Source organism: Halococcus sediminicola (genome assembly GCF_000755245.1).
Classification (GTDB): Archaea; Halobacteriota; Halobacteria; order Halobacteriales; family Halococcaceae; genus Halococcus; species Halococcus sediminicola.
This window is the reverse complement of the sequence record NZ_BBMP01000022.1, coordinates 17007-42716: the sequence shown is the minus strand read 5'-3', so window position 1 is coordinate 42716 and position 25710 is coordinate 17007. Positions and strand designations below refer to the sequence as shown.

The window sequence follows — 25710 nt, the reverse complement described above, 5'->3', positions numbered from 1 at the left end:
TCTGTAGGCGGATTGGATCATCTACAGATACCCCAACGACCGCCCGAACCACGCGTTCCAGTTCACTCTGGGGTGATGGCGAATGAGTGCTGATGGGACCGCTGCGGTCGAACAGGCTCTCACCGGCTGGAGCGTCGGTACCGGCGAAACTGCGCTCTGTCAACAGTGTAAGACTGCACTCGGCGAAGGAAGTACGGTGACCGTCTACGCTTACCGCCGCGCTGGCGAGCAGCCGGTGTCCGTCACGCGCCTCTACTGTAGAGGGTGTGACCGTCGAACAGTCGAACACGCTACCTGCGGATATTATGAGTGGCTGGCCGAGGCGCGGCTCGCACTCACCGCCGATGTTGCTCATCAGTCACACTATCTAACGCTGTGTGGCATCGGGATACTCGACGAGCGCGGTCCCAGGACGGGTGACAGTCGATGAATCGCGTGTCCGATACCACAGCGGTGAAAGTTGGATCTCTCCGCTGGCGATACCTCTGCTGAAATCGAGAGCCCATTTCGTTCATGACCTCTGATAGAGCCACCGGTACCGAACCAACCGGACCGACCGAGCACGCATCGTCTGACCTGATCGCCCACTGTTTATCCGCGTTGAAACACTTGAAGCTGAGGACGAACGACGCACCGGTCGGAGATTCACGAGGGAACGGACAAATTCGACTATTACGTACTGTTTCTTGCGGAGATTGTGATGGCGAGCGCGTAACCGATAAGAACACAACCGAATCCAATACGCATAGAGTCGTTCGAGCGCGAGAGCCGTGGTAACCAACTGTTATCAGGGCATCTCGCCCGCGAAATTCGAATTTGATTGGCCACTACGCATTAGTAAAAAAGAACATCAACTTGTCTGGCCGATTCGGATATCCGATCACACATCCGAGTGTCGCCCGCCCCGGAGTTGTTACTCGAGGAACTATCAAATTATAAATTTCTGGAATAAAATACTTAATCATATCTTAATTTTTGATTGTCACTGTAGCCACCAAAGTCACAGGATGGCTCGGAAGTTCTGGGCCCATGCTTGGTGTGTAGTGAACTATACATGAATGAATGGAGAGCTACTTCAAACCGAGATGGCCCGTCTGCAGCGGACTCGTTTCGAATTGCTCTTCGAATGTTTCTTTCATACTGTCATACCGATCCAATGCATATCGGTCGAGTGGGTTCTTCGGTAACTTCTCGGGCAGATCTTCCCTGGAGAGATCGAAATTATCACCCGAGATCTCGGGAAGGTCTTGGGATTCCGCTTCAAAATACTCTGATTCCGTTTCTAAGGTTTCCTCTACTACTGCCACCACTTGTTGCCCCGCGGGGCGACTCGCTAACCACGTCTCAAGATCTACTCCGACGATTTGACGTGCAAAGCGCTTGCAGGCGTAAAAGTTGATATAGAGGCTGATGAATAGTTCGGACGGAGACATCTCGTTTTCCGGGGATACATTGGGATGGATCGCGTCGTCATCCGAGGCCGTAAGAAGTACTTGAAGAGCGTGAGAAGTATTCTGACTCTTGACGAGTTCAAATTCGAGGAACGTCGTGTAGAGATTGGTGAATACTGTCTTTGCTATCATGTGTAGTAGTTGTGCTCGACGTTTGTATTCCGGGTCCTTCCCCCGGTATACGGTCGTCGGAATGGTTTCGAGTAACCGTTCTTCCCATCTATCGCGGTTGTCTTCTCTCGCTTTCAACAACAGGGCGACACGAGATTTAGCGTCTAGATCATCCAGCATGGCCTCGCTTAAGTCATCTAAGTCAGTCTCAACGCTTCGCTTGGTCATTGGTTTGCTTTTGATATCTGCTGGAGTAATTCTATATCCTCTTCCATCTCATCGATATCGGTATCTTTCATGAGTTTGCGGTATTGGCCTGCGAGATACCCAAGTGTTCGGGTCCACCTGATCTGTAATCGTTGTGCTTCTGTGTCATCGAGCTCAGGATCTAACTGATCAAGTCGATCGTCGATTTCGTGGATTCGGCCGGCTAGCGTATCAAGGATTACCTTGCGTTCGGATGGCGTTCCCTCGTCTTTCAAGGGAGTCATCTATGACTTCCTCCCGCGGTCGTTAATCTGGTTGCAAAACGATCCCCTGTCGATCCCACACGATTCCGCATGATAGTGCTATTGGAAGAAGGGAAGAAAGGCTTCGGTTACCGGAGTGAATGTGAACGTGCATCAGTATCCGCTAGACTCGGTACGCCAACATCTGTGTACACTCATACGATGATACCGTTATCGTCGTGGTCCATACGAGTGGTCTGAAATTCTTCCTGTCAGTGAATAACGGTGGCGGGTTGTCTCCACACGGTCGTCACGACTAGCGCGAGGGTTCATACTGCGTTATACGCACCGACTGTTGCTGAGTCATAGACAGCAGTGACGACCTTTCAGGTCGTTACTCTGTTTATTCCTAACTGGCAGCAAATTAGTGCATCAGGTTGCAATGAGTGAAGGAGCAGTTTTCCACTACGGTGCTCAATGGCACAGGATATCCGATCTCAAGCGTCCTCATTGACTTCACCCGCTGTACTCGCCGTGTACTGAGAAGAGGCTGCTCGTACCCACTTGGGGTCGAAGGCTGTCTCGATTTGCTTTACTCGCCCGCCGCGTCCGCGAGATTCAATCCATGTCTCGACCAGCCCCATCGTGTCTAAGTCGGTCACGAGTTCACGGATCGCTCGAGCACCGAACTGAAGCTCATCAGGTACCTGCTCATTCTGCAAAAACGCCTCGATCTGTGTCATTTCGATCGGTTGTACGATTTCATCCCCCCGTTTGGTTCCAGTGATCGCCACTAACACCAGAAAGTGATTTTGGGGGAGCAAGACCAGCTTCTCAAGAACGGCGTCCCGCTCGGTCGTATTTAAACTGGTCTTGAGGTCGGATTCGGTGACCCGTGTAGCCCCGCGTTCGTCGGCCGTCTCCCCAGCTTGTCGAAACAAGGTCAGTGCTTTCCGAGCGTCGCCCCAGCGGTTCGCTGCCAGCCGGCTTCCCTCAGTCAATACCGCATCGGTGAGGGCGCCGTCACGAAATGCTGTCTCTATCCGTGGTGGGAGAATTCTCATGAGGTCGTGATAGGAGTACGGCGGAAAGAACACCTCTTCGCCACCCATTGCGCTTCGAACCCGCGAGTCGAGCCGGAGATCGACGTTCAGGAGTTCGTTCGAGCAGGGCCACACTGAAAGTCGAATGTTCCGTTCGAGTTTGCCCTCGCCGCGCAACAGTCGGTAGAAAAAGTTGTTCGGATCGTAGTTCGAATCGTGTTTGATGTGATCGATCTCGTCTAAGATGAGAACCGTCCACTCGGGATAGTCTTCCAGAGCCGCCCAAATACCCTCGAAGACACCATCGAGACCCTCGTAGGCCTGCTTTTTCTCACCGGTGAGTTCGAGGTGGATCTCGTTGGCGACACTGAATAGGGTTCGACACTCTTTGAGATTCACGTACTCGGCGGCCACCATCTCCGTGCGAGCGGCAAACTCCGTACAGACCCGCCGGGTCGTAAGCGTCTTGCCCGTTCCGGGCGGCCCATAGACCGAAACCGTCGTTGGGAGGTATCCCTCATTTACGCCGTTCAGAAGCGTTGCCAACGTATGCTCTTGCTCTTCGCGCCCGATGACCGCATCGGGATCGGCGAGCGGGTCGAGTACACCCTTATCAGCAAAGACACTGTCATCGGGCGCTGTCTCCTCGAAGAGGTCGTCATATTTACCCATTTTTGAAATCATGCTGGAGGTGTGTCTCCAGCGGAACTACGAGTGTGTATGTTCCCTCGGACATAATACTTCGGGCAAGTTCCCTCGCTGCTGCCGACAATACGAAAGTACTTCAGCCAGTGCTGGTTGCTGACGAACCGCTCGTTCGCCCCTCGTGAGCCCAGTGGACGAAACGACGGGATTTACCCACCCTCGTCCGTAGTGAGCGCATGCCCTCTCGCGGCGCGATCGTCGACCTCGACGGGACAGTGTACCGCGGCGATTCGCCGGTGCCAGGCGCTCGCCGCGGCATCAAAGCGCTCCGCGACGCCGGATACGATGTCTGCTTTTTCTCGAACAACCCGACGAAGTCCCGGACGGAGTTCGCCGACCGCCTTCAGGGGATGGGCCTGTCGGTCGCTCCCGAGGAAATCGAGTCGGCCGCCACCGTCACCGTCGACTACCTCGCCGCCGAACACGCCGACGATCGGATCTTCCTCGTTGGCTCGTCGGGACTGCGCGCACAGTTTGAAAGAGCGGACCTCACGCTGACGGACGACCCCGAAGCGTGCGACGTGCTCGTCGCCTCCTACACGCGCGGGTTCGACTACGACGACATGACCGACGGCCTGCGTGCGCTCGAAGCGGACGCGACGTTCGTCGGCACCGACCCCGATGTGACGATTCCGACCGAAGGCGGAGCGGTGCCGGGGTCGGGAGCCATCATCAACGCCATCGCGGGCGTCGCCGAGCGCGAGCCGGACATCGTGGTCGGCAAACCCGGAGAACGGGCGCTTACGGCCGCGCTCTCGGGGTTCGATGCCGCGCCCGAGGACTGTCTCGTCGTCGGCGACCGTCTCGACACCGACATCGCGATGGGCGCACGCGGCGGGCTGGAGACCGCGCTCGTGCTCACCGGCACCACCAATAGAGCGCTGCTCGCCGCGAGCGACATCGAGCCGGACCACGTCCTCGATTCGCTCGGCGACGTCGAGCGGGTGCTCAACCGCTGACGCACGCCGGCTGTGCCGACAATCCTCGCCAACAGGTCGGCAGTTCCCGAACGTTTTTCCCAACAGTCCGTGAACAGCGGGAGTATGGCAGACGAAGCCGAACTCAGAGAGCAGATGATCGACGCCTTCGAGAACGCGGATTACCCGATTTCGAGTCCGATGGACCTCGTGCCCGCGCTGCCGAACGGCCCATCGACGAAATTCGAGTCCGGCGATTTCTCGATGACGGCGATGGAGCTCAACACGAAGCTCTCGGGCGGGAACTTCCCGTACGAAACCCCCGAGAGCTTCGTCGACGACGTCATCGAACAGCTCAACGAACAGGACGAGATCTAGTTCACGGTCGCCACGCGAAGGGTGGAGTTAACCCGTCGGCGTCCCACCTTCGTTCATGGATGGGTTGGCGGCGCTCGTCGAGACCCTCGTTCGAACCTTCGGGCCGTTCGTCATCCCCGCGACGATATTCGTCGTCGGACTCGTCGGCTACGGACTCCTCTTCGTGCTCAACCGCTGGCTCGACACGTGGTCGTAGGCGACTCGCGTCACCGGCCCCAAAGAGCTAAACCTCAGCCTGCCGCCCATCACCCATGAGCGAGCCGATGGGCGAGTTCCCGGTACCGGATGTCGAGGACCTCCCCGAGGACGTGCGCGACCGCATCGAGACGGAGACCGAGGACGCGGGTTTCACCCCCAACGTGTTCCCAGCCTTCGCCTACCGTCCCTCGCACTTCCGGGCCTTCTTCGCCTATCACGACGCGCTGGTCGAGAACACTGCGCTGGAACGCGAGGAGATCGAGATGATCATCGTCGCCGTCAGCGGCGCGAACGACTGTTATTACTGTATCGTCGCCCACGGCGCACTCCTCAGGATCTACGCCGACGATCCATACTTGGCCGACCAGCTCGCGGCCAACCACCGCACTGCGGACCTCTCGGAGACTCATCGGACGATGCTCGACGTCGCGGTCAAACTCACCGAATCGCCCGGGAAGGTCGATTCGAGCGACATCGAGCGCCTGCACGAGGTCGGTTTCTCCGAGAAGGCGGCGTGGGACATCGCCAGCGTCACGGCCTACTACAACCTCTCCAATCGGATGGCGAACTTCGCGGACATGCGCCCGAACGAGGAGTTCCACACGCTCGGGCGCTGACCGGTTCGGAAGCCGGCTCGAACAGGGAGGATTACTCCGTCGGCGCGCGGTCGTACTCCGGGCCGACACAGACCGACAGCGCCGCCGGCCGCACGGCGAGCGTGAGGCGGTCGCGGCTGTAGATCTCGCCGTCGAGGCTGAAGTCGACAGTACCAGTTCGGCTCTCGATGTCGATCCGCTCGGCTTTGAGCCGCGTCACGTGCTCGGTGTCGAGACCCAGTAGTTGTTGAGCGATGGCCTCGGCGACCGCCTCGCTCGGCGGCATCTGCTCGATGAGCGTCACGTCGAACAGCCCGTCTTCGACGTTGGCTTGCCCGAGTTCCTTGGCGAACCGGCGGGCGTTGCCGACGAGCACGCAGAGCGCCTCGCCCGACCACGTCTGCTCGCCCTCGGTCGTGTCGGCGTCGATATCGAGGGCAAGCCCCTCGAAGTTCGTCGCCTGCTGGACGCCCGTGATGACGAAGGCAAGGGGTCCGAAGCGCTCCTTCATGTCCGAGGTGGTCGCTGCGCTCGTGTCGGCGGTCAGCCCGGCGATGCAGGACTTGATGAACGGCACCCCGTCGGCGAAGCCGACGTCGATGTCGCGCACTTCTCCCTCTTCGAGCAGTTCGAAACCGTGCTCGATGCCTCGCACCCCGATGTCGCCCGCGAAGATGTTCGCCGTGCCGGCCGGAACGACGCCGAAACGCACGCTTTCGAGCGCGTCGGCCTCGACGAGTCCCTCCACGACCTCCTGGACGGTGCCGTCGCCGCCGCACGCCGCGAGCACCTCAACGCCGTCGGCCGCGGCCGCCCGCGCGAGGGTGGCCCCGTCGCCCGCCGCCTCGGTCTCGACAACCGAGTAGCCGTGTCGCTCGGCCAGTCGTCGGACCGTCGGGGCGTGGTCGCCGCCGCCGCTCACGGGGTTCATGACCACGCGTCGCTTCGCCTCCTCGGGTGTGCCATCCCCGCTTTCCGGGCGCTCACTCATCGTTTCGTGAGCCATCGTCCCCTGGGACGAATAGACTGTCGGACCGAACGACGGCTCGTGCCCTGCCGACGTGCGGTGTTGTGCGCATGGACCACATTCGTTATCCGTCTCGCGGCAGTACTAGTGAGTATATGGACGACAGCGCGGACTACGACGTGGCGGTCATCGGCGGCGGACCGGCGGGACTGACCGCAGCGCTCTATACCACCAGACTCGGCCACGATACGGTCGTGCTCAATCGTGGCGGCGGTCGCGCCGCGATGATGCGCGATACGCACAACGTCATCGGTGTCACCGAGAACGTGAGCGGCAACGAGTTCCTGCAAACCGCCATCGAACAGTTGGAGGGCTACGGCACCGACTATCGCCAGACGTTCGTGACCGACGCCGAGCGGGTGGACGACGAGCGCGCGTTCCGCCTCGAAACCAACGACTCCGAACTGTTCGCCGACCGCGTGGTGCTCGCCACCGGCTTTTCCGACACCCATCCCGACCCGCCGCTGCCCCGTACGGGCCGGGGTCTCCACTACTGTCTGCACTGCGATGCGTACATGTTCGTCGACGAATCGGTGTACGTGATGGGCCACGGCGAGTCAGCAGCTCATGTAGCGATGATCATGCTCAACTTCACCGACGACGTCGACCTCCTGCTGCGGGGCCACGACCCCGAGTGGTCCGACGAGACTGACCGCCAGCTTCGGGCGCACCCGGTCGATATCGTCGAAAGCGAGATCGATTCGAAATTTTCCGACGAGGAGGATTCGTCGTGGCTCGGCGGGTTCGAGTTCGAAAGTGGCGAGCGCCGCGAGTACAAGGGTGGATTCGCGATGTACGGCTCCGAGTACAACAACGGCCTCGCCCGCGGGTTGGGCTGTGAGGTCAACGACGACGGAACCGTGAACGTCGACGACCACGGCAACACCTCCGCTGCGGGCGTCTATGCGGTTGGCGACCTCGTGCCCGGCCACAACCAGATCCCGGTAGCGATGGGACAGGGAGCCAAGGCGGGCATCGACATCCACTACGACCTCCGCCGGTTCCCGATGAGTCTCGATGAGCTCGAAGCGGCGGGCGAGATCACGGCCGACGACGTGCCGGCGGTGTCCGATGAACTGCGCGAGCGATCGGCCTCGCGCGCCGCCGGCGACGACTGACTACCCTTCGATTCGAGTGACGACCGTCGACCGCGAGTGGTATGTATCGCCCGTCCAGTAGCCGGGGTATGCACGGAGCGTGGCGATAGATGGAGCGCATCAGGCTCGAAAATACCGTCTTCGAGGGGCTGAACAACGCCTACGTCTTCGGCGCGGATTCGGACGCGCCCACACTGGTCGATACCGGCGTGGCGACGCCCGAGACGCGTGAGCAACTGGAGGAGGGACTCGCCGACTGCGGTGTGGACATTCAGGACATCGACCAGATCCTCCTCACTCACTGGCACGGCGACCACGCGGGGCTGGCGGGCGAACTTCAGGATGCAAGCGGCGCGACGGTCCGCGCACACGCCGCCGACGCGCCGCTCATCGCCCGCGAGGACGGAGCGTGGGAGGCGATGGACGCACGCCAGCGCGAACTGCTCGACGAGTGGGGGATGCCAGCCGACCCGCGCGCGGAACTGCTCGATTTCTTGGAGGAGAGCACGCATGGAACGCCGCCGACCGTCGAACCGTTCGAAGGCGGCGATCGTTTCGACACGCCGGAGGGCGACCTCGAAGCGCTGTATCTACCGGGCCACGCCGCCGGTCTCACGGGCTACGTCTTCGACGGCACTGACGGCCGCGAACTGCTCTCGGGCGATGCGCTGTTGCCCCACTACACGCCGAACGTCGGCGGGGCTGACGTGCGCGTCGAGCGCCCGCTCGCCCGCTATCTCGACACGCTGGAGCGCATCGTCGACGCGGGATTCGCCCGTGCGTGGCCCGGTCACCGCGACCCCATCGACGACCCGGCGGGCCGCGCACGCGACATCATCGTCCACCACCGCGAGCGCACCGCGAACGTTCTGGACGTGCTCTCGGAGCATGGCCCGGCGAGCGCGTGGACCGTGAGCGCACACCTGTTCGGCGATCTTTCGGCGATTCACATCCTCCACGGGCCGGGCGAGGCCTACGCCCATCTGGAACATCTCACGTCCCATGGCGTCGCCGAGCGGACCGAAACCGAGTATCGACTGTTCGATACCGACCCCGACCTCGACGAGCTGTTTCCGGCGGTCGAGGCGTGAGGGCGCGGCCGCTGTGGCGGTCGCGGCGCGGTGGCGGTGCGGGAGCGGTTCCTCGGCGGATGAAGGGCGAACGAGCGGCGGGCGGCGCGAACGAAGTGAAGCGCCGCCATGCGAACGGCGAACACAGTGAGCCGTGAGCGCAGCGAGTGAGGGCTTCTGCGGTCGGTGCGATGGCGGCCGTGTCCGCGCGAGTGAAACGAGCGCGGTTCACCGCGAGCGTCGTAGGCGCGAGCGGGAGTTTTTAGCGTAGCTTTTTGCGAGGAGTGGTGCGCGAGTGAAACGAGCGCACCCGACGAAGTAAAAAGGTACTCGGGCGTGACGGGATTCGAACCCGCGGTCTAGAGGTTAGGAACCTCTCGCCCTGTCCGCTAGGCCACACGCCCCGGCGAGAGTAGCGAGGCGGGGCGGAAAAACCGTTGTGTTACTGGTTGCTCTCGACTTCGGTGTTGCGTTCCTCGACTTCGGGTGACTCGTACTCGACGTCGCCGGTCTGTGAGTCGCTGGCGGTCGTGGTGGTCGATTCGCTTGACGTGCCCGATTCGGCGTCGACGTTGCTCTCTTGCATGTCGTCGAGTTCCTCTTCGATTTCCTGACGGCCCTTGTCGAACTCGCCGCGAGCCTGACCGAGTGCGCCCGCGAGCTGTGGGATCTTGTTCGCGCCGAACAGGAGGACGATGATCACGAGGATGATCAACACCTCCGGCCCGCCGGGAATGCCCGGGATCTGCAGCAGCGATAGTCCAGTCATCGTGACTGTAGCTTACGATGTGTTCATTATAGTCTTTTTGCTCACCGAGACGGCCGTTTCGGACGGGCAGGCACGTGCTCGGCTCACTGACCGGGCCGCGATACGGCGAGCACAAGCGTCTTGATCGGTCGGGACCGACCGACGGGCACATGGTTTCAGACGGCGACTCAGCGCCCGACTTCACCGCACCGCTCGCAAACGGCGACCTCGGCGAGACGTTCGCGCTCTCCGAGCGCCTCGACGAGGCTCCGCTCGTGCTGGCCTTCTTCCCGGGAGCCTTTTCGAGCGTCTGTACCGGTGAGATGAACACCTTCCAGGAGCGTCTCGCGGACTTCCACGACGCCGGCGCGCGAATCTACGGCATCAGCGTCGACTCGCCGTTCGCGCTCAACGCCTTCCGTGAGGACAATAGTCTCGAATTCGACTTCATCAGTGACGCGAACCACGACATCGTCGATGCCTACGGCGCGACGATGGGCTTCGAGGAGTTGGGCATCGACGAGGTGGCACAGCGCGCGGTGTTCGTCGTCGACGGCGACGGTGACATCACCTACTCGTGGACCTCCGAGGACCCCGGCGTCGAACCCGACTACGACGAAATCGAGGAAGCCGCTCGCAACGCGGCCTGAGACCCAATCGGTTTTCCCCACGGCCACCCACCTCACCCCATGAGCGATGCCGACAACGCGAGTAACGGCCGAGTGTACGACCCGAACGCCGAGCACGCCTTTCCCGACGAGCGGCTCAACGAAGTGCTCGAAACGGTGGAATCGGACCCCGAGATTCAGGCGTACCTCGACGCCCAGAACGTGAATCCGGTCACCAGAAAGCGCTACAACGACCACGGCGCGAAACACGTCTCGATCGTTCGCAATCGCGCGCTCTGTCTCTACGATCTGCTCAAGGCCGGTGGCGTCACGTTCAACGGTGCGGCCGACCACGGACTCGCCGAGGCCGACGAACCGGTCATCATCGCGCTGGCCGCGACGCTGCACGACATCGGCCACGTCGTCCACCGAACGGACCATCCCTACTACTCGATCCCGCTCGCCGCCGACGTGCTCGACCGCCTCCTGCCCGACTTCGGCTGGTACGACGTCGCAGAGCGCGTCCGACTCAAGGGCGAGGTGCTCCACGCGATCCTCTGTCACCACACCCCCGAGAACCCGCTCACGCTCGAAGCCGGCGTCGTCAGGATCTCGGACGCCCTCGACATGGAACACGGCCGCTCGCGCCGCCCCTACGAGCAGGGTGGCCGCGGCATCAACACCGTCTCCAGTCAGGCCATCCGCGAGGTGACCCTCCGCTCCGGCGACGACATCCCCGTGGTGGTCGAAATCGAGATGACCGACGCCGCCGGCGTCTATCAGGTCGATTCCCTCCTCAAGGCGAAAATCACCGACTCCGGTCTCGAAGACGACGTGCGCATCGTCGCCGTCACCACCCGCGAGCCGAACGAGCGCCTCGTCGAACGGGTCGAGCTCTAACCAACCTCCACTTTTTTACTCCTCGGGTGCCCTCCCTGCGGTCGGCCACCACTCGTCGCAAAAACCTGGACTAAAAACTCCCGCTCACTCGCTTCGCTCGTTCGCGGTGAACCGCATTCACTCCGTTCGCGCGGACACTGATGCTACCGCACCGCAGAAGCCCTCGCACCCTAATGGGTGCTCGCCCTTCATCCACCGAGGAACCGCACCGCAACCGCAAACCGCACCGCGGCCGCCCGGCCGCGGCGGCGGGCCGCAATTACCAACGAATCCCTATTCGTTAGCGAGTTTCCATGTGTCTTATTCGCGTGAGAAAACCGTCCGAAGACGGGTCGAACGGATGGATTTTTGAACCTTCGACGGCGATTCCGTGGTAGTGTCGCAGTCCGCCGGAGGTTCGCTGAGCCTCTTCAGAAATCGCGAGTTCGTCGCCCTCGCCAGTACCGCTTTCGCCCGCTCGCAGGCGTTCTCGACCATCCTCATCGCGCTCGCGCTGTACGCCGACGTCTTCGGGACCTCCGGGACGATGGAGGGCCTGTTCGGCACGGCGTTCGCACTCGTCCAGTTGCTCATCGTCCTGCCGCTCGGTCGCGCCGTCGATACGCACAACGCCAAGCGCTTTCTCGTCGCCGGACTGGGAATCAACGTCCTCGCGTTCGTCGGGTTCGCGCTCGTCGGTAGCGCCACCGACGTCATCCTCGTCCGCATCGTGCAGGGTGCCGGCGCGAGCGTGCTCTGGATCACCGGCTCGGCGGTCGTGGGCGAACTCAGCCCCAGCACTGAGAGGGGGCGCTGGCTCGGTACCTACAATCAGGTGACGGCGTTTTCGAGCCTCGCTGGCGACCTCGTCGGGGGTTTTCTCCTCTTCGTCTACGGCTTCACGCTTACCTACGCGGTGCTCTCGCTGGTGACGATTCTGGCGACGCTCGCCGTGCTCGCCTTCCTCCGGGACAATCCAGGGGGAGCGACCGACCCCGAGGAGGCCACGGGTATCGAGACACTCAGAACGCTGCTCGACCGCGCGGCGGTCCGCGCGCTCGTGGTCTTTCGACTAGGTTTCGGCTTCGGCAAGATGGCGGTCATCATCTTCCTGCCCATCTACGCCCACACCGAGTTCGGCATGAACCCGCTGATGGTCGGCGGCATCCTCGCGGGTGGGAAACTCACGAAATCACTCCTCCAGGGAGTGGTGGGCAGCTACACTGACCGGGTGGGCCACAAACACCAGTTCGTCGTTGCCGGTGCGCTCACCTACGCGCTCGGGACGGCGATGGTTCCCTTTGCGGGGAGCGCCGGAGCGGTGCTTCCCAGCGTTTCGCTCGCAGCCTTCGGCCGATCGGTGACGCTCGCACCGGCCTTCTTCGTGCTCTTTGCGGCCTACGCGGTCATCGGCGTCGCCGACAGCCTCCGCCTGCCCGCGAGCATGGCGCTGTTCGTCGAGGAGGGCGAGGCGTTCGACGCCGTCGCCGCGAGCCTCTCGCTGCGCTCGGTCGCGTGGAAGGTCGGTGAAGTGGTCGGTCCCTTCACCGTCGGCGCACTCTGGGACGCCACCTCGGTGTTCACCGCCTTCTTCACCGCCGCCGGATTCATCGTGCTCTCCACAGGTGTGTTCGTTGTACTCTACACCGTCGAGCCGGCACCCACGGGCTGTCCCGCACCGAGCGACTGACTCCGAAGGTCGCATCCGAACGTTTATCCGGCTGACTAACCGAACAGTCAGTTATGATCGAACCGCCGGAGACAGCGAGTGTGATGGCCGACGTGGCGAGTGACGTGAGCGTGAACCCGTGAGCCTGTTCGACACGGACAGGCGGATATTCGCACTGGCGTTCGCCCGGATGGCCGACTCCATCGGCAACTCGTTTCTGATAATCGTCCTCCCGCTGTACATCAGCAGCGGCGTCATCTCCGGACAGACGTTCGGATTGAGCGTCGCGCTGATCACGGGTATCATCCTGTCGGCCTTTGGCTTCCTGAGTACCATCCTCCAGCCGATCGCGGGCTATCTCTCGGATCGAACGGCCAAGCGGCGGCTCTTCATCATCGCCGGACTGGTGATCCTCACGTTCGCAAACTTCGTCTACTCGCTGGCCGACAGTTACGCTGCCATGATCGTCATTCGCGGGTTACAGGGTATCGGGGTGGCGATCACGATTCCCGCGACGGTCGCGCTGGTGAACGAGTTCACCGACGACGCCTCGCGTGGCGGGGATATGGGGCTGTTCAACACCTTTCGGTTCGTCGGTTTCGCCGCCGGGCCGATTCTGGCCGGCGTCGTCGTCAACGGCGGTCCCTACACCGTGCTGGGGCTGGACATGACGGGCTTCGAGGCGGCCTTTTACATCGCGTCGCTCGGCGCGCTGGTCGGTGCCGTACTGCTGTTGGCTCTCGTCGAGGACCCCCATCCCGACGAACAGAACGCCGACGCATCGAAAGGCGACATCGGGGTCAGCATCTTCGACCACGACCACGACAGCCTGATCGACCCCGTGTTCGCGCTCGGGCTGGCACTGCTGTCGGTGGCGATCGGTATCGCCCTGCTCGAACCGCTCCAAGGCCGGATCAACGAGCACCTCGGACAGGGCGCACAGCTGTTCGGTATCGAGTTCTCGGTGTTCATCGTCGCACAGGTGTTCTTACAGACGCCCATCGGCAGGGCGAGCGACAAATACGGGCGCAAGCCGTTCATCGTCGGCGGGCTGGCCGTTCTCGTCCCGGCGACGCTCGCACAGGGGTTGGTGACGACGCCGCTAGCGATGATCGCGACACGCCTCGTCCAGGGTGCGGCGGCCGCGACGGCCTTCGCGCCCGGCTTCGCGCTCGCGGGCGATCTCGCCGATTCGAGCAACTCCGGGACGACGTTCTCGGTACTGACGATGGCGTTCACGCTCGGGACGGCCATCGGCCCGCTCATCGCGGGCTATCTCGTGAGCTTCGGGTACGTCGTGCCCTTCGCCTTCGGGGCCGTCCTCGCCGGTCTCGGTGCGCTACTGGTCTACTCGCAGGTCCAGGAGACGCTCACGACCGGTTCGAAACCAGCAAGCGGCCCGCAGGCGGCTGGACAGGACTAGAACAGGTCCGCGTCGGCGAGCCGCTCGACCGCTTCCCGAAGCCGTTCCTGGCTGTTCGCGTAGGAAAACCGGGCGTAGCCGGGCGTGCCGAACGCGCTTCCGGGTACCGTCGCGACGTGGGCCTCCTCGATGGCTTCCTCACACCACTGCTGGTCGTTTTCGTCGACGGGCACCATCATGTAGAACGCCCCCTCCGGCTTCGAGACGTCGATATCGTGCTCGCCCAGCAACCCGACCAGCAGGTCGCGGCGCTCCTCGAAGGCCTCAGTCATCTGGGCCACGGCACGAGAGGTGTTTTCGAGCGCCTCGACACCGGCGTGCTGGACGAAGTTCGTCGCCGACGAGACCGAGTGCGACTGGATCTTCCCGCTCTGGTCGATCATCTCTTCGGGCGCGGCGAGATAGCCGAGCCGCCAGCCGGTCATCGAGTAGGCCTTCGAGAAGCCGTTGATCGTGACCGTTCGCTCGCCCATCCCGTCGAGCGTTCCCAAACTCCGCGGCTCGACGCCGTACGTGATCTCCTTGTAGATCTCGTCGGAAATCACAGTGATGTCGTGCTCGACCGCAAGATCGCGGACGCCGTCGAGTGCCGCGTCCGAATAGACGGCACCGGTGGGGTTCGACGGCGAGTTCACCACGAGGAGTTCCGTGTCGTCCGAGACGTTCTCGGCGAGGTCGTCGAGTGCGGGTTCGAGCTGGAAGTCGTGGGCCGCGAGGTCCACCCGCGAGAGCGAGCCGCCGGCGAGTTTCGCCATCGCCTCGTAGGAGACCCAGGCAGGATCGAGCAGGCAGACCTCGTCGCCGTCGTCGATCAGCGTCTGGAACGTCTCGAACAGGGCCTGTTTGGCACCGGGCGTGACGATGATTTCATCCGCCGAGTAATCGAGTCCATCGTCGTCGAGCTTCGCGGCGATCGCCTTCCGGAGTTCGACGATGCCGTTGGAGGTAGTGTAGCCCGTGTGGCCGGCGTCCATCGCGTCCTTGCCCGCCTCGACGATGTTCTCGGGCGTGGGGAAGTCGGGTTCGCCGACGCTCAAATCGACCACGTCCGCGCCCTCGGCTTCGAGTTCGCCCGCTGCCTGGCTGATGGCGAGCGTCGCGCTCGGTTCGACGCGCTCGACGCGCCCGGCGAAGGTCATGCTCATGCCAGCGCCTCCAGTTGGTCGAGCGCGCTCTCGACGGCGCGCGCCCCGTACTCGACGCGCTCGCGGGCCTCCGCGCCGCTCATTCCCGGTCCGAGGACGCCGAAGGCCACGGGTTTGTCGCGGTCGAGACTCACAGATGTGAGTCCCTGTGCGGCTGCGTCGGCGATGACTTGGTCGTGGTCGGTGTCCCCAGAAACGATCGCGCCGAGGGCCGCCACGGCGTCGATACCATCTTTTCGGGCGAGGCGGTCGGCCGCCAGCGGCGTGTCGTACGCGCCGGGCACCGGGATCATCTCGGCTATCTCGGCCCCGCGCTCGGCGGCGGCCTCGCGCGCGTGCTGCTCCATTTCGGCCGCCAGTTCACCGTAGAACTGCGCGACCACCAATCCGATACTGGGCATACGTTCGGATGCAGAGCGCGCGCCAAAGGCCTACCGCTCCGGGAGCGCCGCCGCAAAATCGGCGTCAAACAGCGCCGGTTACGCCTCGATTCCCGGGTTCGCCGCGCCCGATGCCGTCGCGCTCGCGCCCTTGTTCCCGACGACGATCTCGAACGTGGCCGTCGCCGAGAGGGACGCCTTCGCGGCCGGGTCGGCCTTCTCGCCCGCGGCGTTCAAGAGCGTAATGCGCACGCGGACGGAGACGGGCGTCGATTTCTCCTCGCCGTCGGCGTCCTGTTCGAACCGATTTGCCTTTGCTCCCGAATAGAGCGTGATGCGGTCGGTCACGTCCTGATAGTCGAACTTCCCCGACTGCCCGCGTGTGTCGTCCCCCTTCGGGAGCGCGAGCGTCTCGTCGACCACGGTCTCGAACTGCCCGCCGTCGACCTTCGAATCGAAGCTGATGCGCAACCGCTCGACTGATTCGTCGAAGTTGTGCCACTCGACGGTCCCCGTCGGCGCGATGTACACCGAGGAGATGGTGCCGTCGCTGGTCGAAATCTCCGGGTTCGTCGCCGTGAAACTCGTGTCGCTTGCCGCGGCCGCCCTGTCGCCGAACAGTCCGACGCCGACCAGTGTGGCTGCCCCGCCGATACCTGCCGTCTTGACGAATGTTCGTCGGTTCATCGCTTCACTCATCACCATCCGGGGCATGGATTAAGATCTACACGCTAGACACATAGACAGTACTGTGATGACATGGCACGATAGATGTCCCATGTCTGAGCGTCGGTCTTCAACTACTGAGGACAACCGGAAGAAAAATAATTGATTGCCTGCCATCGATTGGCATGCCGACCGTTCGGACGAACGGGATTCGAACGTACTATGAGGAGTACGGAGAGGGGCCGCCAATCGTGTTTCTCCACGGTGCGACGAGCGACCATCGTCTCTGGGCTGAACAGGCCACACCGCTCGCCAGTGACTACCGAGTCATCACTTACGACATGCGAGGTCACGGCCGGACTGGTGGTTCCGAGCGCGCCTCGTACACGATAGGACTGTTTTCCGACGACCTTAGTGCGCTTATCGAAGCTCTCGACCTCGACCGGCCGGTGCTTTGTGGCCTCTCGATGGGTGGAATGGTCGCACAGATGTACGCGGCCGAATCGCCGGAAACCATCGCCGCTCTCTGCACCTTGGGAACCAGAACGCCGGAAATACTGCGCGGTGAATGGGTCGAACGCCGACTGTTTCCGAAACTTGCGGAGCTGTTGTCTCCCCTCGTCAATCCGGACCGTGTTATGGAGTCGCTGTATCGGTACTACGAGTGGAGAGATGACCCGGACGAAACCGGGACTCTCGAAAAAGCCGAGCGGATTCAGGGCGACCATGTCGCGAACTTTCCCGACATGGAAGACGAGGAGATGCGGAAAATACACGACGTGCTTCGGTCGTATCCGTTCGAATCGGTCGACCACTCCGAGATTACTGTTCCGTCACTTCTACTGTATGGCGAGCGTGAGAGCGAGGTCGCGGCTCCCCACGCGGAATACATGGCTGATGCGATTCCCGTCGCCGAAGTCCGTCGGATACCGAACGCTGGCCACAACTCACACGTCGACAACCCCGAGTTCGTCGTCGAGATCATTCGTGAGTTCCTTTCCATCGTCACGAACCCCTGCGAGTCGGACTGACTCCACACGAGCGACTCAAAGCCAGCCGAAGACGAATGGAAAGCCTCCTAACCGCGCCGCAACCCTCACCGGGTATGGAATCGACCGGCGGCAATGCTCGCGGCCGCCGCGTCACGCTCGCCGTCGTCGCCATCGCCTTCTTCGGATTCGTTGCCCGAATCGCCTTCCTCGGCGACCGCATCGCTCACTGGGACGAGGCGCGCGTCGCCTACTGGGTGCTGAACTATGCCGACACCGGTACCTTCGAGTACCAGCCCATCATCCACGGCCCGTTCCTCCAGCAGGTGAACCACCTCGTCTTCGAGTTGGTGGGGGCGAACGACTTCACGATGCGGCTGGTGGTCGCGCTGCTCGGCGCGGCGCTACCGCTCGCAGCGCTGCTCTTCCGCAAGCGGCTTTCGGGGGCCGAAACGGTCGCGTTCGCCCTGTTTCTCGCCGTGGACCCAATCCTGCTCTACTACTCGCGGTTCATGCGCAGCGACCTGCCGCTGGCGGTGTTCATGCTGTTCGCGCTCGGGTTTTTGATCCGCGCGCTTGACACCCACCGGCCGCGGTACGTCCATTTGGGCGTCGTCGCGCTCGCGCTCGCGTTCACCACCAAGGAGAACGTCCTCGTCTATCTCGTGACGTGGCTCGGCGCACTCGTTTTGTTGGTCGACCACCGGCTGCTCGTCGAGCGCGGGCTGTGGTTCGACCCACGAGCGGCGGCACGCAACCGCATCAAGACCCTCGGGCCGGCCCTGCGCGCGTGGATTCCTCACGTCCTGCTCGCGGTCGTCGAGTTCCTCGTCGTCGTGGTGTACTTCTACGCGCCGCGGACGGGCGCGGATGGCGGGCCGGGGTTCGACAAACTGCTCGCCGACCCCACGCTGCTGCCGGCGGTGGTCGGCGAGGCGACGGTCGGCTCGTGGAACGCCTTTTTCACCCAGTGGGTGAGCGGCGACAGCCAGGACCACGCCTACCTGCCCTATCTCGGCGACCTCGTCGAGACGCTCGTCGTCGGGTCGGGCGCACTTCTCGTGCTCGCGCTGGTCGGCTTCCTCGTCGACCGCTACTCGGAGAACCCCCGCGACCTCGTCGCCTTCGCCTTCTATTGGGGGTTCGTGAGCGTCCTCGGCTATCCCATCATCACCGACATCATGGCCCCGTGGGCGACCGTCCACGCGGTCGTTCCGCTCATGCTGCCGGCGGCGACCGGCGCTGCCGTGCTCTACGAACGGGGAACGACGGCGCTCGCCCACGACCACCGGCCGGCGGTCGCCGCGGCGCTCGTCATCGCCCTACTGGTCGTCGGCCAAATGGGCTATATCGGGGTGGAGAACGTCTATCTCGATGACCAGTCCGAGTCGAACGCACTCGTCCAGTACGCCCAACCGGCCGACGATCTTCGACCCACGATCGAGGACATGGCCGCCGTGAGCGCGACGAATCGAGGCACGGATGTCCTACTCTACGGCGATTTTCTCGTCTCGAACACCTCCGGGAGTCGGGAGCCGAAATGCTCGGAGTGGTTCAACCTCCTCCCGCTACCGTGGTACATGGACGCACACGATATGAACGTCTCGTGTGCACGGGACCCGTCGGCGTTCGAAGACCGACTGAACGAGAGCAATCCTCCTGTCGTCATCGGGCTGAGCACCGATAGCGAGTTCCTCGCAGCCAATCTGGAGGGCTACGACGAGCGGGCGTACGTGCTGCGGACGCAAGACACCGCCAAAACCAACACGACGTTCTTCGTCGACGAGAGCCGGCTGTCGCGGAACGCGACCGAGCAAAGCAATCCTTAAGCGCGCGAGTCGAAAACCGCCGGCATGCAACTCACCGCTGACGGACCGGTCGTGGGGGTAGTCGGCGGCGGCCAGTTGGGACGGATGCTCGGCGAGGCCGCCGCGCCGCTCGGCGTCGACCTCGTCGTGAGTGACCCGACGCCGGACCCGCCGGCCGCACCGGTCGTGCGCGACTCCGTTCGGGGAGAATTCGACGATTTCGATACCATCGACGCCCTTGCCGAGCGCGCGGACGTGCTCACCTACGAGATCGAACTCGCCGATCCCGACGCGCTCGAACGCGCCGGCGAGAACCACGATATTCCCATCCACCCCGCGCCCGACACTCTCCGGATGATTCAGGACAAACTCGTCCAGAAGCGCCGCCTTCGGGAGGCCGGGATCCCGGTGCCCGAGTTCCGCCCAGTCGGAAGCGTCGCCGAACTCCACGAGGCGCTCCAAGAACTCGGCTATCCGGCGATGCTCAAAGCACGGGAAGGAGGCTACGACGGTCGCGGGAACGTTCCCATCGAATCGTCGGGCGGCGTCGAGACGGCCTTCGAGCAGGTCGAGGGGAAAGCGATGGTCGAGGAATTCGTTCCCTTCGAGCGCGAACTCTCGGTCATCGGCGTCCGCGGCGATAGTGAAAAACGGGTGTTCACGCCCGGCGAGAACGTCCACGAGGAGGAGATCCTGCGCGAGACGGTCGTGCCGGCGCGCGTCCCCGAGGACATCCGCGAGCGCGCGAAAGCCGTTGCCCGCGAGGTGCTTGATCTGATGGAGGGCCGCGGCGTCTTCGGCATCGAACTATTTGAAACGGATGGCGAAATCTCGGTCAACGAGATCGCACCCCGGCCCCACAATTCGGGCCACTGGACCATCGAGGGCGCGCGGACCTCCCAGTTCGAAAATCACGTCCGGGCGGTGCTCGGCTGGCCGCTCGGCGCGACCGACCGGCGCGGGCGGACGGTGACGAAGAACCTCCTCGGCGACGTTTCAGAGCCGACACCGGCGGCGCTCGACGGGATCGAAGGGATACTTTCGACGCCCGCGGCCAACCTCCACTGGTACGGCAAGCGCGAGGCGCGCCCGCTCCGGAAGATGGGTCACGTCACGCTCACCGACGACCGCGCCGACACCGACGAACTGCTCGCCGACGCCCGCGAACTGCGTACACACTGGACGTTCGATCCATGACCACCGACATCGACGACCTCATCGACGAGCTACGAGCCGAGGCAGCGACGGACAGCCCGCCCGTGGAGACGCCCGACGTGGGCATCGTCATGGGATCGGACTCGGACCTCGACACCATGTCGGGAGCCTACGAGGCGCTCACCGAACTCGGATTCGCGGAGGATACGGGCGACGGGGTTGAGAGTCGCTTTTCCTTCGAATCATACGTGGTTTCGGCTCACCGCACGCCCGATCTGATGTACGCCTACGCCGAGACCGCGCGCGAGCGCGGAATTTCAGTCATCATCGCGGGAGCGGGCGGGAAGTCTGCCGACCTGCCGAACATGACCGCATCGATTGCCTTTCCCGTACCCGTCATCGGCGTCCCCGTACAGGAGAAGTCGGTCGATTCGGTCATCGGGATGCCGACCGGTGCGCCCATCGTCGCCGTGGATGCAGGCAAGTCGTTCAACGCCGGCCTGTCGGCGGTCCAGACCCTCGCCACCGACCACGAGGAACTGGCCGAGCGGTTGGTCGACTATCACGAGAATCTCGAAACGGAGGTCGCGGGGGTTTCGCGGGACCTCCACGAACAGGGCATCGAAGGATTTCGGAGAGGGGACTGAGACGACCGTTCCCAGTCGTACACCGTCGATCAGTTTCGGTTTGCGGCGAAGGGTTATCCGTTCTACCGGCGTGTCGGAGCACACGAACGGCGACCCATCATGAACGTAGCTATTTTCGAAAGCACAATCGAGATCGACGAGTCCGTCATCGCCGAATCACCGGCCAACATCCGCGAGCAGGTCCGCGAGTACGAGCGCGGCGACCGTCGGGAGTTCGACCTGACAGTCTCCCTCTCGACAGGAACGACTGGCGCGGTGATGGCCGCGCTGTCGGACGTCCCGTACGGGGAAACGCGCACCTACGGCGCGGTCACAGACCGCCTCGACACAGCACCCGTCGCGGTGGGGCAAGCGTGTGCGAACAATCCCGTCCCGCTGGTCGTTCCGTGTCACCGCGTCGTCGGGAGCGACGGCGGTCTCGGAGGCTACTCGGCAGCCAACGGCGTCGCGACCAAGCGCCGTCTCCTCGACTTCGAAGCGCGAGAACGGGGGTCGAAATCGGTGCAATCGAGATTGCCGATGTGAGGATGGGGCCAGTTCTTCGGTTCGACGAAACCGCCGCCCGACTGCCACGCCGGGCGGAAAGAATCAACCCTTATGTGAGTGCGCTCCAAAGTCGTTCCACGAGCAACCAATCACATGAATCAATGGATCGCCGTCGGGGCGCTGGCGTTCGTCGGCATCGCCGTCCCGCTCTCGTTGCTGGTCGTGTCGAGCCTGTTGCGACCCAGCGTCCCCGAGCAGGGAAAATCGGCCGTCTACGAGTCGGGCGAGGTCCCGACGGGCAACACGCGCATTCGGTTCAACATCCAGTACTACATGGTCGCGCTGTTGTTCCTCGTCTTCGACATCGAAACAGTACTGATCTTCCCGTGGACGGTCATCTACCGCGACGCCGTCCAGAGCGCGGGACTGGTGGCGGCGCTCGCGCCGATGCTGGTGTTCATCGGTGTACTCGTCATCGGTCTCGCGTGGGCGTGGCGTAACGGTGCAGTGCAGTGGATTCACAGCCAGAGTTCGAGCGGTACCACACGACAATGAGCAGCGACAACCAACTTCGGAACGCGGACGCACAGACCACCCAGGAGGCCCGCATGGGCGGCGGCACCGACAGCCGCTTCAACTCCAAACTCAGGAACGCCTTCGGATCGTCACCCTTCATCCTCACGAAGTTCGACTCCTTCATGAACTGGGTGCGTGGCTCCTCGATGTTCATGCTCCAGTTCGGCATCGCGTGTTGCAGCATCGAGATGATGCACACCTACGCGGTGAAACACGACCTCGACCGCTTCGGCTCCGGGGTCCCGAGAGCCTCGCCCAGACAGGCCGACGTCATCATCGTGCCGGGAACCATCGTCTCGAAGTTCGCCCCGCGGATGAAGCGCGTCTACGACCAGATGCCCGAACCCAAGTTCGTCGTCTCGATGGGATCGTGCACCATTTCGGGTGGACCGTTCCAGAAGGGCTACAACGTCGTCAAGGGCGCTGAGGAGGTCATTCCCGTCGACATCCACGTGCCGGGCTGTCCGCCCCGCCCCGAGGCACTCATCTACGGCGTCGCCAAACTCCAAGAGCGCATCGCCGAAGGTGAGTCCGCCCCCGTGACGGTCAAACCGTACGAACTCGAACGGTTCGGAGACCTCGAACGCGACGAACTGGTCGACAAACTCTCGAACGACATCGACGAGGACACGCTCGTCATGCGGTACAACTGGAACGATTCGCCATGAGTCTGGAACGACCGGCCGACAGGACCGAAACCGTGGGCGTCACCGACGATGGTCTCGACTACGACGCGCTCGCCGACCTGCTCGGCGACAGCGTGGTGAGCCGCGAGACACACCTGAACTGCGAGGCGTTCGTCATCCGACCCGACGAGGTGCAGGACGTCCTGTTCGCGCTGCGCGACGAAGCGGGCTTCGACCACTGCTCGAACGTCACCGCACAGGAGTACGAGGACCGCTTCGAGAGCATCTATCACCTGAAGAAGTACGCCGACCCCACGCAGGAACTCTCGGTCGTGGTGCCGGCGGCGAAGGGCAATCCCGTGAGCGAGAGCGCCGAACCCGTCTATCGGACCGCCGACTGGCACGAGCGCGAAGCCTACGACCTCGTGGGGATCCAGTACGAGGGCCACCCCGACATGCGCCGGATCCTCCTCCCCGAGACGTGGCAGGGCCACCCGATGGGGCTGGACTACAACCAGGAGAAACCCCAACTCGTCACGCTCGAATCGCACGCCAACCCGCTCGAAGACGACGAGCGCGACGACGGTTCGGACACGATGTATCTGAACATCGGACCGCACCACCCGGCGACCCACGGCGTGCTTCACATCGAGACGGTGCTCGACGGTGAGCAGGTCGCCCACGTCGCACCGGACATCGGCTACCTCCACCGCTGTGAGGAGCAGATGGCCCAGCAGGGCAAGTATCGCCACGAGATCATGCCCTACCCCGATCGCTGGGACTACGTCTCGGCGGGCATCCTGAACGAGTGGGCGTACGCCCGCACCGCCGAGGACCTCGCCGGTCTCGACGTGCCCGACTACGCCCAGGTGATTCGGACGATGAGCGCCGAACTCTGTCGCATCGCGGCGCACATGCTCGCGGTCGGCACCTTCGCGCTCGACGTCTACGGCGAGTTCACCGCGACGTTCATGTACGCCTTCAGGGACCGGGAAGTCGTCGAGAACATTCTCGAGGACCTGACGGGTCAGCGGCTGATGTTCAACTACCTCCGACTGGGTGGCGTGGCGTGGGACCTGCCCGAACCGCGCGAGGAGTTTTTCGAGAAGACACGAGACTTCCTCGACGGCCTGCCCCACAAACTGGACGAGTACCACGACCTGCTGACCTCGAACGAAATCTTCCAGCTGCGGTGTGTCGATACCGGGGTTCTCGACGCCGACACCGCGAAGTCGTACGGGGCGACCGGTCCCGTGGCACGCGCCTCGGGCGTCGACTACGACCTCCGGCGCGACGATCCCTATGGGTATTACCCCGAACTCGACTGGGACGTCGTGACCGCCGAGGAGGGAGACAACTACGCGCGCGTGCTCTGTCGGCTCCGCGAGGTCGAGGAGTCAGCGCGCATCATCGACCAGTGTGTGGATCTGCTCGAAGACTGGCCCGAAGACGACCGTGAGATCCAGTCGAACGTTCCCCGCACCCTCAGACCGGACGAGGACGCCGAGATCTACCGGGCCGTCGAGGGTGCGAAAGGCGAACTCGGCATCTACATCCGCAGCGATGGGACCGACAAGCCGGCCAGGTTCAAGATCCGCAGTCCGGCGTTTTCGAACCTCCAGACGCTGCCCGAACTGTCCGTCGGCGAGTACGTCCCGGACCTGATCGCCTCGTTGGCGAGCCTCGACATCGTCCTCGGTGAGGTCGATAGATGAGCGCGTCCGACATACTCTTTCAGGCGGGTAACGCGACCAACGGCACCGGCGGGGCGAACGCGACGAACGCCTCCGCGGGCGCTGGTGGCAGCGGGACCTTCCCCGAAACCCTGAGCCAGCTGCTGGGGTTAGGACCGAACCCCGACCCGGGCTTGCAGTTCCTGTTCAGCGTCGTCGGCGCGACGATCATCGCCGTCATCTTCCTGACGGTGGCCGCCGTCGGGGGCATCTGGGGCAAACGGAAGATAACGGCCGCGTTCACCGACCGTATCGCGGTCAACCGGGTCGGCCCGTTCGGCCTGCTGATCATCGTTGCCGACGCGGTACGACTGCTCTCGAAGGAGGTCATCATCCCCGACAGCGTCGACCGCCCGGCCTTCGACATCGCGCCGATGGTGCTGCCGTTCTCGGCGCTTTTGGGTTTCGCGGTAATTCCGTTGGGGAGCGGCCTGCAATTGGCCGACCCCGAGACGGGCTTCGTGTTCGTCTTCGCGGCCTCCTCGCTGGCTTCCCTCGGACTCTTGATGTCCGGCTATTCGTCGAACAACAAGTACTCGTTCCTCGGGGGGCTGCGCGCGCTCGCACAGAACCTCGCCTACGAGATCCCGCTCGTCATCACAGCGGCGTCGGTGGTGCTGTTCACCGGCAGCCTCCAACTGAGCGAGGTCGTCGCCGCCCAGAGCCAGCCGCTGTTGACGATTGCGGGGGTTTCAATCCCCTCGTGGTTCGCGTTCGTCAATCCCTTTGCATTTGTGCTGTTCTTGGTGGCGAACCTCGCCGAAGTCGGGCGCAACCCCTTCGACACGCCCGAAGCGCCGGGCGAACTCGTGGCGGGCTACATGACCGAGTACTCGGGCGCGTACTTCGTGCTTCTTTATCTCGGCGAGTTCCTCCACATCTTCCTCGGGGGCGCAATCGTTGCGACCCTGTTTTTGGGTGGTCCCGCGGGCCCCATCCTCCCGGGCATCGTTTGGATGCTCATCAAGATCCTCGCGGTGTATCTGTTCACCCAGTGGATGCGTTCGGCGATACCGCGCGTTCGCATCGACCAGATGATCGAAATCGGCTGGAAGGGCCTGCTCGTGATGAGCTTCGCGAACCTCGTGCTCACGGCGGTCCTCGTGGGCGTGATCGCCTAACTACAAAAC

The 25710-nt window shown here is 63.1% G+C and carries 29 protein-coding genes and 1 tRNA gene; 21 read left to right on the top strand and 9 right to left on the bottom strand.

Going from position 1 to position 25710, the window contains the following annotated elements; genetic code table 11:
• Nucleotides 1-82: 82 nt before the first annotated feature.
• Nucleotides 83-430: a hypothetical protein gene (locus ACP97_RS09350; RefSeq protein ID WP_049997572.1), complete on the top strand. Its 348-nt coding sequence runs from the start codon at nt 83-85 to the stop codon at nt 428-430.
• A gap of 640 nt (nt 431-1070) precedes the next feature.
• Here ACP97_RS09350 and ACP97_RS09345 read toward each other — a convergent pair.
• The 3 genes from ACP97_RS09345 to ACP97_RS09335 form a co-directional block, all read right to left on the bottom strand.
• Nucleotides 1071-1790, bottom strand: coding sequence for a hypothetical protein (locus ACP97_RS09345; RefSeq protein ID WP_049997571.1), 720 nt, complete (start codon nt 1788-1790; stop codon nt 1071-1073).
• Nucleotides 1787-2053 (bottom strand): hypothetical protein, encoded by a 267-nt coding sequence (locus ACP97_RS09340; RefSeq protein WP_202593593.1) that lies wholly within the window; start codon nt 2051-2053, stop codon nt 1787-1789. The genes ACP97_RS09345 and ACP97_RS09340 overlap by 4 nt, the downstream gene beginning before the upstream one ends.
• A gap of 455 nt (nt 2054-2508) precedes the next feature.
• Complete coding sequence (locus tag ACP97_RS09335; RefSeq protein WP_049997570.1) at nt 2509-3726, bottom strand: Cdc6/Cdc18 family protein; 1218 nt, start codon at nt 3724-3726, stop codon at nt 2509-2511.
• Nucleotides 3727-3935: 209 nt separating this feature from the next.
• On the opposite strand from ACP97_RS09335, the gene ACP97_RS09330 reads away from it, so the two are divergent.
• The 4 genes from ACP97_RS09330 to ACP97_RS09320 all read left to right on the top strand — a co-directional run bounded on the left by ACP97_RS09330 (nt 3936) and on the right by ACP97_RS09320 (nt 5869).
• A complete protein-coding gene (locus ACP97_RS09330) occupies nt 3936-4718 on the top strand; it encodes an HAD-IIA family hydrolase (RefSeq protein WP_049997569.1) in 783 nt (260 codons plus the stop codon).
• An 84-nt stretch (nt 4719-4802) separates the two neighbouring features.
• Nucleotides 4803-5054: an MTH865 family protein gene (locus ACP97_RS09325; protein WP_049997568.1), complete on the top strand. Its 252-nt coding sequence runs from the start codon at nt 4803-4805 to the stop codon at nt 5052-5054.
• 55 nt (nt 5055-5109) lie between these two features.
• On the top strand, nt 5110-5250 hold the full coding sequence (locus tag ACP97_RS20420) for a hypothetical protein (RefSeq protein ID WP_202593592.1): 141 nt from the start codon (nt 5110-5112) through the stop codon (nt 5248-5250).
• Nucleotides 5251-5305: 55 nt separating this feature from the next.
• A complete protein-coding gene (locus ACP97_RS09320) occupies nt 5306-5869 on the top strand; it encodes a peroxidase-related enzyme (protein WP_049997567.1) in 564 nt (187 codons plus the stop codon).
• Nucleotides 5870-5900: 31 nt separating this feature from the next.
• Here the strand turns inward: ACP97_RS09320 and ACP97_RS09315 are convergent, their stop codons facing one another.
• Nucleotides 5901-6839 (bottom strand): diacylglycerol/lipid kinase family protein, encoded by a 939-nt coding sequence (locus ACP97_RS09315; protein ID WP_049997566.1) that lies wholly within the window; start codon nt 6837-6839, stop codon nt 5901-5903.
• 131 nt (nt 6840-6970) lie between these two features.
• Here ACP97_RS09315 and ACP97_RS09310 point away from each other — a divergent pair, with 131 nt between their 5' ends.
• The 3 genes from ACP97_RS09310 to ACP97_RS20185 all read left to right on the top strand — a co-directional run bounded on the left by ACP97_RS09310 (nt 6971) and on the right by ACP97_RS20185 (nt 9200).
• A complete protein-coding gene (locus ACP97_RS09310; RefSeq protein WP_049997565.1) occupies nt 6971-7993 on the top strand; it encodes an NAD(P)/FAD-dependent oxidoreductase in 1023 nt (340 codons plus the stop codon).
• An 89-nt stretch (nt 7994-8082) separates the two neighbouring features.
• Entirely contained in the window at nt 8083-9063 is a 981-nt protein-coding gene (locus tag ACP97_RS09305; RefSeq protein ID WP_049997564.1) for an MBL fold metallo-hydrolase, read from the top strand.
• The gene (locus tag ACP97_RS20185; protein WP_202593591.1) at nt 9060-9200 is read left to right on the top strand and encodes a hypothetical protein; all 141 of its coding nucleotides are present in this window, start codon (nt 9060-9062) and stop codon (nt 9198-9200) included. Before ACP97_RS09305 ends, ACP97_RS20185 begins: the two co-directional genes overlap by 4 nt.
• Before the next feature lie 173 nt (nt 9201-9373).
• On the opposite strand, the gene ACP97_RS09300 is transcribed toward ACP97_RS20185, so the two are convergent.
• Together ACP97_RS09300 and tatA are read right to left on the bottom strand one after the other, a co-directional pair.
• Nucleotides 9374-9446, bottom strand: a tRNA-Arg gene (locus tag ACP97_RS09300).
• A 38-nt stretch (nt 9447-9484) separates the two neighbouring features.
• Complete coding sequence (gene tatA / locus ACP97_RS09295; protein WP_049997563.1) at nt 9485-9811, bottom strand: twin-arginine translocase TatA/TatE family subunit; 327 nt, start codon at nt 9809-9811, stop codon at nt 9485-9487.
• Nucleotides 9812-9960: 149 nt separating this feature from the next.
• Between tatA and ACP97_RS09290 the strand changes: the two genes are divergently transcribed.
• The 4 genes from ACP97_RS09290 to ACP97_RS09275 all read left to right on the top strand — a co-directional run bounded on the left by ACP97_RS09290 (nt 9961) and on the right by ACP97_RS09275 (nt 14369).
• On the top strand, nt 9961-10440 hold the full coding sequence (locus tag ACP97_RS09290) for a redoxin domain-containing protein (protein WP_049997562.1): 480 nt from the start codon (nt 9961-9963) through the stop codon (nt 10438-10440).
• Nucleotides 10441-10479: 39 nt separating this feature from the next.
• Nucleotides 10480-11298, top strand: a complete 819-nt coding sequence (locus tag ACP97_RS09285; RefSeq protein WP_049997561.1) for an HD domain-containing protein — start codon at nt 10480-10482, stop codon at nt 11296-11298.
• Nucleotides 11299-11674: 376 nt separating this feature from the next.
• Nucleotides 11675-12967 (top strand): MFS transporter, encoded by a 1293-nt coding sequence (locus ACP97_RS09280; protein ID WP_049997560.1) that lies wholly within the window; start codon nt 11675-11677, stop codon nt 12965-12967.
• A gap of 118 nt (nt 12968-13085) precedes the next feature.
• Nucleotides 13086-14369: an MFS transporter gene (locus ACP97_RS09275; protein WP_079977602.1), complete on the top strand. Its 1284-nt coding sequence runs from the start codon at nt 13086-13088 to the stop codon at nt 14367-14369.
• On the opposite strand, the gene ACP97_RS09270 is transcribed toward ACP97_RS09275, so the two are convergent.
• The 3 genes from ACP97_RS09270 to ACP97_RS09260 all read right to left on the bottom strand — a co-directional run bounded on the left by ACP97_RS09270 (nt 14366) and on the right by ACP97_RS09260 (nt 16581).
• A complete protein-coding gene (locus tag ACP97_RS09270; protein ID WP_049997558.1) occupies nt 14366-15514 on the bottom strand; it encodes a pyridoxal phosphate-dependent aminotransferase in 1149 nt (382 codons plus the stop codon). The two genes, ACP97_RS09275 and ACP97_RS09270, sit on opposite strands and share 4 nt — an antisense overlap.
• Nucleotides 15511-15915 (bottom strand): 6,7-dimethyl-8-ribityllumazine synthase, encoded by a 405-nt coding sequence (ribH, locus tag ACP97_RS09265; protein WP_049997557.1) that lies wholly within the window; start codon nt 15913-15915, stop codon nt 15511-15513. Before ribH ends, ACP97_RS09270 begins: the two co-directional genes overlap by 4 nt.
• A gap of 78 nt (nt 15916-15993) precedes the next feature.
• Nucleotides 15994-16581 carry a twin-arginine translocation signal domain-containing protein gene (locus tag ACP97_RS09260; protein WP_154019986.1) on the bottom strand — a complete coding sequence of 196 codons (588 nt, stop codon included), beginning with the start codon at nt 16579-16581 and terminating at the stop codon, nt 15994-15996.
• Nucleotides 16582-16745: 164 nt separating this feature from the next.
• On the opposite strand from ACP97_RS09260, the gene ACP97_RS09255 reads away from it, so the two are divergent.
• The 9 genes from ACP97_RS09255 (at nt 16746) to ACP97_RS09215 (ending at nt 25701) form a co-directional block, all read left to right on the top strand.
• A complete protein-coding gene (locus ACP97_RS09255; RefSeq protein WP_049997555.1) occupies nt 16746-17591 on the top strand; it encodes an alpha/beta fold hydrolase in 846 nt (281 codons plus the stop codon).
• A 74-nt stretch (nt 17592-17665) separates the two neighbouring features.
• Nucleotides 17666-19378, top strand: a complete 1713-nt coding sequence (locus ACP97_RS09250) for a flippase activity-associated protein Agl23 (protein ID WP_049997554.1) — start codon at nt 17666-17668, stop codon at nt 19376-19378.
• A gap of 24 nt (nt 19379-19402) precedes the next feature.
• Nucleotides 19403-20554 (top strand): 5-(carboxyamino)imidazole ribonucleotide synthase, encoded by a 1152-nt coding sequence (locus tag ACP97_RS09245; RefSeq protein ID WP_049997553.1) that lies wholly within the window; start codon nt 19403-19405, stop codon nt 20552-20554.
• Nucleotides 20551-21159 carry a 5-(carboxyamino)imidazole ribonucleotide mutase gene (purE, locus tag ACP97_RS09240; RefSeq protein ID WP_049997552.1) on the top strand — a complete coding sequence of 203 codons (609 nt, stop codon included), beginning with the start codon at nt 20551-20553 and terminating at the stop codon, nt 21157-21159. Before ACP97_RS09245 ends, purE begins: the two co-directional genes overlap by 4 nt.
• 99 nt (nt 21160-21258) lie before the next feature.
• Nucleotides 21259-21684: a methylated-DNA--[protein]-cysteine S-methyltransferase gene (locus tag ACP97_RS09235; RefSeq protein WP_049997551.1), complete on the top strand. Its 426-nt coding sequence runs from the start codon at nt 21259-21261 to the stop codon at nt 21682-21684.
• A 114-nt stretch (nt 21685-21798) separates the two neighbouring features.
• Nucleotides 21799-22200: an NADH-quinone oxidoreductase subunit A gene (locus tag ACP97_RS09230; protein ID WP_049997550.1), complete on the top strand. Its 402-nt coding sequence runs from the start codon at nt 21799-21801 to the stop codon at nt 22198-22200.
• Complete coding sequence (locus tag ACP97_RS09225) at nt 22197-22889, top strand: NADH-quinone oxidoreductase subunit B (RefSeq protein WP_049997549.1); 693 nt, start codon at nt 22197-22199, stop codon at nt 22887-22889. Before ACP97_RS09230 ends, ACP97_RS09225 begins: the two co-directional genes overlap by 4 nt.
• The gene (locus ACP97_RS09220) at nt 22886-24562 is read left to right on the top strand and encodes an NADH-quinone oxidoreductase subunit D (protein ID WP_049997548.1); all 1677 of its coding nucleotides are present in this window, start codon (nt 22886-22888) and stop codon (nt 24560-24562) included. The genes ACP97_RS09225 and ACP97_RS09220 overlap by 4 nt, the downstream gene beginning before the upstream one ends.
• Nucleotides 24559-25701, top strand: a complete 1143-nt coding sequence (locus tag ACP97_RS09215) for a complex I subunit 1/NuoH family protein (protein ID WP_049997547.1) — start codon at nt 24559-24561, stop codon at nt 25699-25701. The genes ACP97_RS09220 and ACP97_RS09215 overlap by 4 nt, the downstream gene beginning before the upstream one ends.
• Nucleotides 25702-25710 lie beyond the last annotated feature (9 nt).